4 protein-coding genes are annotated in these 4903 nt (G+C 76.4%); 3 read left to right on the top strand and 1 reads right to left on the bottom strand.

Features of this window, described 5'->3' with window-relative positions:
• Positions 1–45 precede the first annotated feature (45 nt).
• A complete protein-coding gene (locus tag ACFU7Z_RS36210; protein ID WP_380782276.1) occupies positions 46–1545 on the bottom strand; it encodes a multicopper oxidase family protein in 1500 nt (499 codons plus the stop codon).
• 379 nt (positions 1546–1924) lie between these two features.
• Here ACFU7Z_RS36210 and ACFU7Z_RS36215 point away from each other — a divergent pair, with 379 nt between their 5' ends.
• The 3 genes from ACFU7Z_RS36215 to ACFU7Z_RS36225 are packed head-to-tail and all read left to right on the top strand — an operon-like array spanning position 1925 to position 4859.
• Positions 1925–3424 (top strand): pyridoxal phosphate-dependent decarboxylase family protein, encoded by a 1500-nt coding sequence (locus ACFU7Z_RS36215; RefSeq protein ID WP_380782278.1) that lies wholly within the window; start codon positions 1925–1927, stop codon positions 3422–3424.
• A complete protein-coding gene (locus ACFU7Z_RS36220; RefSeq protein ID WP_380782280.1) occupies positions 3421–4152 on the top strand; it encodes a hypothetical protein in 732 nt (243 codons plus the stop codon). Before ACFU7Z_RS36215 ends, ACFU7Z_RS36220 begins: the two co-directional genes overlap by 4 nt.
• Positions 4149–4859: a DUF6875 domain-containing protein gene (locus ACFU7Z_RS36225; RefSeq protein ID WP_380782282.1), complete on the top strand. Its 711-nt coding sequence runs from the start codon at positions 4149–4151 to the stop codon at positions 4857–4859. The genes ACFU7Z_RS36220 and ACFU7Z_RS36225 overlap by 4 nt, the downstream gene beginning before the upstream one ends.
• The last annotated feature ends 44 nt before the right edge of the window (positions 4860–4903 follow it).

Consider the following 4903-nt stretch of genomic DNA (forward strand, 5'->3'; position numbering starts at 1 on the left):
CCCGTGTCCGGCGCGGTGTCGGCGGGCGGCCCCGGGACCGGGGTGTCAGGCGATCTCCATCTGGGCCATCATGCCCATCGCGGAGTGGTCCAGCAGGTGGCAGTGGTAGGGGTAGCGGCCGCGGTAGGTATCGAAGGTGGCGTGCAGGCGCACGCTCTCGCCGGGCATCAGGCGCACGGTGTCCTTGAGGCCGCCCTCCTCGGGGCCGGGGGGTGCGCCGTTGCGCTGCAGGACGCGGAACTGCACCAGGTGCAGGTGGAAGTTGTGCGGGATGTCGGTGTTGGCGTTGTGGACCGTCCAGATCTCCGAGGTGCCGAAGGCGACGGCGGCGTCGACGCGGGCGGGGTCGTACTGCCGGCCGTCGATCAGGCCGAGCGGGGCCACGCCCGCGCCGCCCTCCTCGACCTTCAGCACGATGGTGCGCTCGCGGGCCACCGGGCCCAGCGGGGGCAGGGTGCGCAGCCGGTCGGGGACGCTGGAGGGGTCGGGGGCGGGGCGGCCGACGTCGAAGCGCAGGACCTGGCCGATGTGTTCGGCGGGGCCGGGCGGCATGGAGTTGGTGAGCACGACGCTGGTGCCGGGGCGGTAGCGGGAGAAGTCGATGACGACGTCGGCGCGCTCGCCGGGTGACAGGTCGACGGTGTCGGTGGTGTGGGGGCGTTCCAGCAGGCCGCCGTCGGAGCCGATCTGGGTGATGGGGCCGCCGTCGGCCAGGCGCAGGGAGAAGAAGCGCAGGTTGGAGGAGTTGAGCAGGCGGATGCGGTAGCGGCGGGCGGCGACGTCGACCTTGGGCCAGGGGCGGCCGTTGGCGAGGACGGTGGCGCGGCCCTCGGCGTCGTCCATCCGGTAGACGAGGTTGCCGGCGGTGTCGAAGCGGGCGTCGCGCAGGGCGATGGGCAGGTCGTAGCGGCCGGCGGGCAGCGGTAGGGAGGCCTCGGTGGCGTCGGTGAGCAGGTAGGTGCCGGCCAGGCCGCGGTAGACGTGCTCGGACTCCAGGTGGTGGGCGTGGTCGTGGAACCACAGGCTCGCGTGGGGCTGGTCGTTGGGGTAGGTGTAGGTGCGGGTGGCGCCGGCGCCCAGCAGGTTCATCGGGCCGCCGTCGCTGTCGACGGGGACGGCGGAGCCGTGCAGGTGGACGGAGACCGGGTCGTCGAGCAGGTTGGTCTGGCGTACGACCACCGGGCGCCCGGAGCGGGCGCGGATGACGGGGCCGGGGAAGGCGCCGTTGTAGGTGAGGACCTCGGTGCGGCGGCCGGGCAGGACGCGGGCGTAGGAGCGCAGCATGGTCACCGCGTAGGTGTCGGCGCCGCCGTCGGTGGAGACGGGGCTGAGCACCGGGGGCAGCGGCAGGGCGGTGGTGAACTTCTCCGCGAGCGCGGGGCCGGCGTCGGGGCCGGGGTCGGGGGCGGCGGCGCCGGCCGGGTGGGCGTGGCCGGCGTCCTTGGCGGCGGCGGCGGAGGGGGCCGGGCGCAGCGTGGTGCGCACGAGCAGGACTCCTCCCCCGGTCGCCAGGGCGGCGCCGATCATCCTGCGTCTGGTCACCATCGCGTCGTTCCTCCCGCGTGAGCTCCCCCGGCCTCGCCCGGGTGGGGTGGGGCGGCCTTGTCCGGGGGTGATTGCAGCAGCGGCGGCTCGGGTCCCGGTGGGGTCCGGCTGGGGCCGTACGGGGCGGTGCGGGGGGCGGTGCGGGGGTGCCCGCGGCGGGGGCCGGGGCGGTGCGGGTGGGGCCGGCGGGCGGTGCGGTGGGTGAGCTGCGGGTGTTGCGGGCGCCTTGCGGGCGGTGGCCACGGTGGCTGCGGACGCGGTCGAGGAACGCTCAAGGACTCGGACGCGGTGAACGCTCGTACTCGCCAGGGGCCCGGCGTGCTGCTCACCCGCGCGTCGGCCCCCCGTTGTCGAAGGACTTGAGGGGAAGGGCCTGAGCGTGGACCTGCGGTACTGGCTGCCGAAGGCGGCCGAGGTGGCCGAGCGGTGGGGCGAGCGGTTCGGGCCGCTGGAGCCGCACCCCTCGCACCTGGTGGACGAGGCGGCGTTCGCGGCCGCCTTCGAGCGCTTCGCCGAGCGCCTGGAGCACAACTACCCGTTCTTCCATCCGCGCTACGCCGGGCAGATGGTCAAGCCGCCGCACCCGGCGGCGGTGGTGGGCTACCTGACGGCGATGCGCTTCAACCCCAACAACCACGCCTACGAGGGCGGACCGGCCACCAACGACATGGAACGCGAGTGCGTCGCGCAGCTCGCCGCCATGTTCGGGCTGCCCGCGCACGTGGGCCACCTGACCAGCAGCGGCACCATCGCCAACCTGGAGGCGCTGTACGTGGCGCGCCAGAGCCACCCGGGCCTGGGGGTGGCGTACAGCCGCGAGGCCCACTACACCCACAGCCGGATGTGCCACGTGCTGGGCGTCCAGGGGCACGCGGTGGCGGCGGACGCCGAGGGCCGGATGGACACCGGGGCGCTGGAGGAGCTGCTGCGCACCGGGCGGGTCGGCACGGTGGTGGTCACCTGCGGCACCACCGGGGCGGGCGCCGTCGACCCGGTGCACGAGATCCTGCCGCTGGCCCGCCGCTACGGGGCGCGGGTGCACGTGGACGCCGCCTACGGCGGGTTCTTCGCGCTGCTGGCCTCCGACGACGCGCTCGCCGCCTCCCTCGACGTGGACACGGCGCCGTGGCGGGCGATCGCCGGCTGCGACTCGGTGACCGTCGACCCGCACAAGCACGGCCTGCAGCCGTACGGCTGCGGGGCGGTGCTGTTCGCCGACCCGGACATCGGGCGGCACTTCGCCCACGACTCCCCGTACACCTACTTCACCGACGCCGAGCTGCACCTGGGCGAGATCAGCCTGGAGTGCTCGCGCGCCGGGGCCTCGGCCGCCGCCCTGTGGCTGACCCTGCAGCTGCTGCCGCTCACCGCGCGGGGGCTGGGCGCGGGGCTGGCCGCGAGCCGGCGCGCCGCCCTCGCCTGGGCGCGGCGGATCGAGGACAGCGCGGAGCTGACGCTCTACCAGCGGCCGCAGCTGGACATCGTCACCTACTTCCCCACCCCGGCCGGGCCGCCCGCGCTGTCGGCGGTCGACGCCGCGAGCGAGCGGGTCCTGCGCCAGGGCATGGCCGACGAGCACGACCCCGTCTACCTGAGCGTGCTGCGCGTGGACGCCGCCGACTTCACCCGCCGCCACCCGGGCGTGCGCGCGGACGCGGACGGGGCGCGGGTGCTGCGCAGCGTGCTGATCAAGCCGGAGGCGGAGGGGTGGGTGGCGCCGCTGCACGCGCGGGTGGCGGCGCTGGCCGCCTCGGCGACCGGTTCCCCTGTCTCCACCGTTCCGTCCGCTCCCTCTGCTCCGTCCGCTCCCTGTGTTCCGTCCAGTCCTTCGGCTCCTTCCCCTTCGTCCGCCCCCTCGTTCGAGGAGAGTGCCCGTTGACCACCGCCACCGCCCTGCCCGCCGCCGCGGGCACCGCCTTACCGCCCCCCGGGCCGGCCGACAGCGCCGTACGGCCGGTCGTGCGCCCCGCCCGCCCGGGCGAGGAGGACGCCCTGGCCCGCGCGCTCGCCGACGCCTTCGCCGACGACGCGCTGATGCTCTGGGCCTTCCCCGACCCCGACCACCGCGCCCGCGTCCTGCCCGCCTTCTTCCGCGTCCACGTCGAGCAGTGCCTGGCCCACGGGGGCGCGCTGGCCGTCCACCGGGCCGCCGGCGACGGCGCCACGGACGGCGGCGCCACGGACGGCGAACCGCTGGGGGCGCTGCTGTTCCTGCCGCCCGGCCGCTGGGAGGCCCCGGGCCCGCGCGACGGCGCCGCCACCGCCGCCCTGGCCGAGGCGATCGACGCCGCCGGCCACGGCGAGCCGGCCCGCCGCCTGGCCGCCATCACCCGCCTGCAGACCCTGCGCCACCCGCGCCACCGCTCCCACCACTACCTCGCCTTCGTCGGGGTACGCCCCGGCGCCCGCGGCACCCGCGCCGGGCGGGCCCTGCTGCACGCCTTCCTCACCGAGGTCGACACCGCCGGCCAGGCCGCCTACGCCGAGACCAGCTCCCCGTCCGGCGCCCGCCTGCTCGCCCGCGGCGGCTTCGCCCGCTTCGGCGAGGCCCTCGCCCTGCCCGGCGGCGGACCCCGCCTGGCCCCGGTCTGGCGGGGGCCCCGATGACCGCCCCCGCCGCCGTCGCCCCCACCGCCCCCTCCGCTGCGGCCGCCGTCACCGGGGCGCTGCGCGTGTACAGCGCCGAGCACATCGACGCCGGCCGCGCCGCCGCGAGCCCCGAGGCCGCCGAGACCCTCGCCTGGGCCCGCGCCTTCCTCACCACCGCCCACCCCGACCTCGGCCGCAGCGGCCCGGTCTGCCCCTACACCCAGCCCTCGCTGCGCCGAGGCCTGTTCCACATCGCCGTCGCCGACACCTCCCCCGGCGCCTCCCCCGGCGGGGACCTGCCCGCGCTGGTGGCCGAACTGCGCGCCCACTACGACGCGTTGCTCGCCGACCTGGCGGAGGAGTCCGACCGCGAGCTGCTGACCGTCCTGCTGGTGCTGCCCCAACTGGACCGCGAGGACTCCACCGTGCTGGACGAGCTCCAGCGCAAGGCCAAGGACGAGTTCGTCGAACAGGGCCTGATGATCGGCCAGTTCCACCCGGTCTGCGAGGAACCCGGCCTGTGGAACCACTCCTTCCGGCCACTGCGCGCCCCCGTCCCGCTGCTCGCGGTGCGCAAACTGCTGGTCTTCGACCTGCCGTTCCTCACCGGCGACGAGACCCACCTGAACCACTACCTGGCCCGCTTCGCCCCCGAGGTCCCCGCCCGCATCCGCGCCCAGCTGGTCACCAGCGTCCGCGCCCGCCGCCAGGGCACCGCCGCCTGACCCCCTCCCCCCTGCGCGCGCGGAGCCCGGCCGGCGCCCGGCTC

Origin of the sequence: Kitasatospora sp. NPDC057518, from assembly GCF_042802075.1 — a bacterium.
Lineage (GTDB): Bacteria > Actinomycetota > Actinomycetes > Streptomycetales > Streptomycetaceae > Kitasatospora.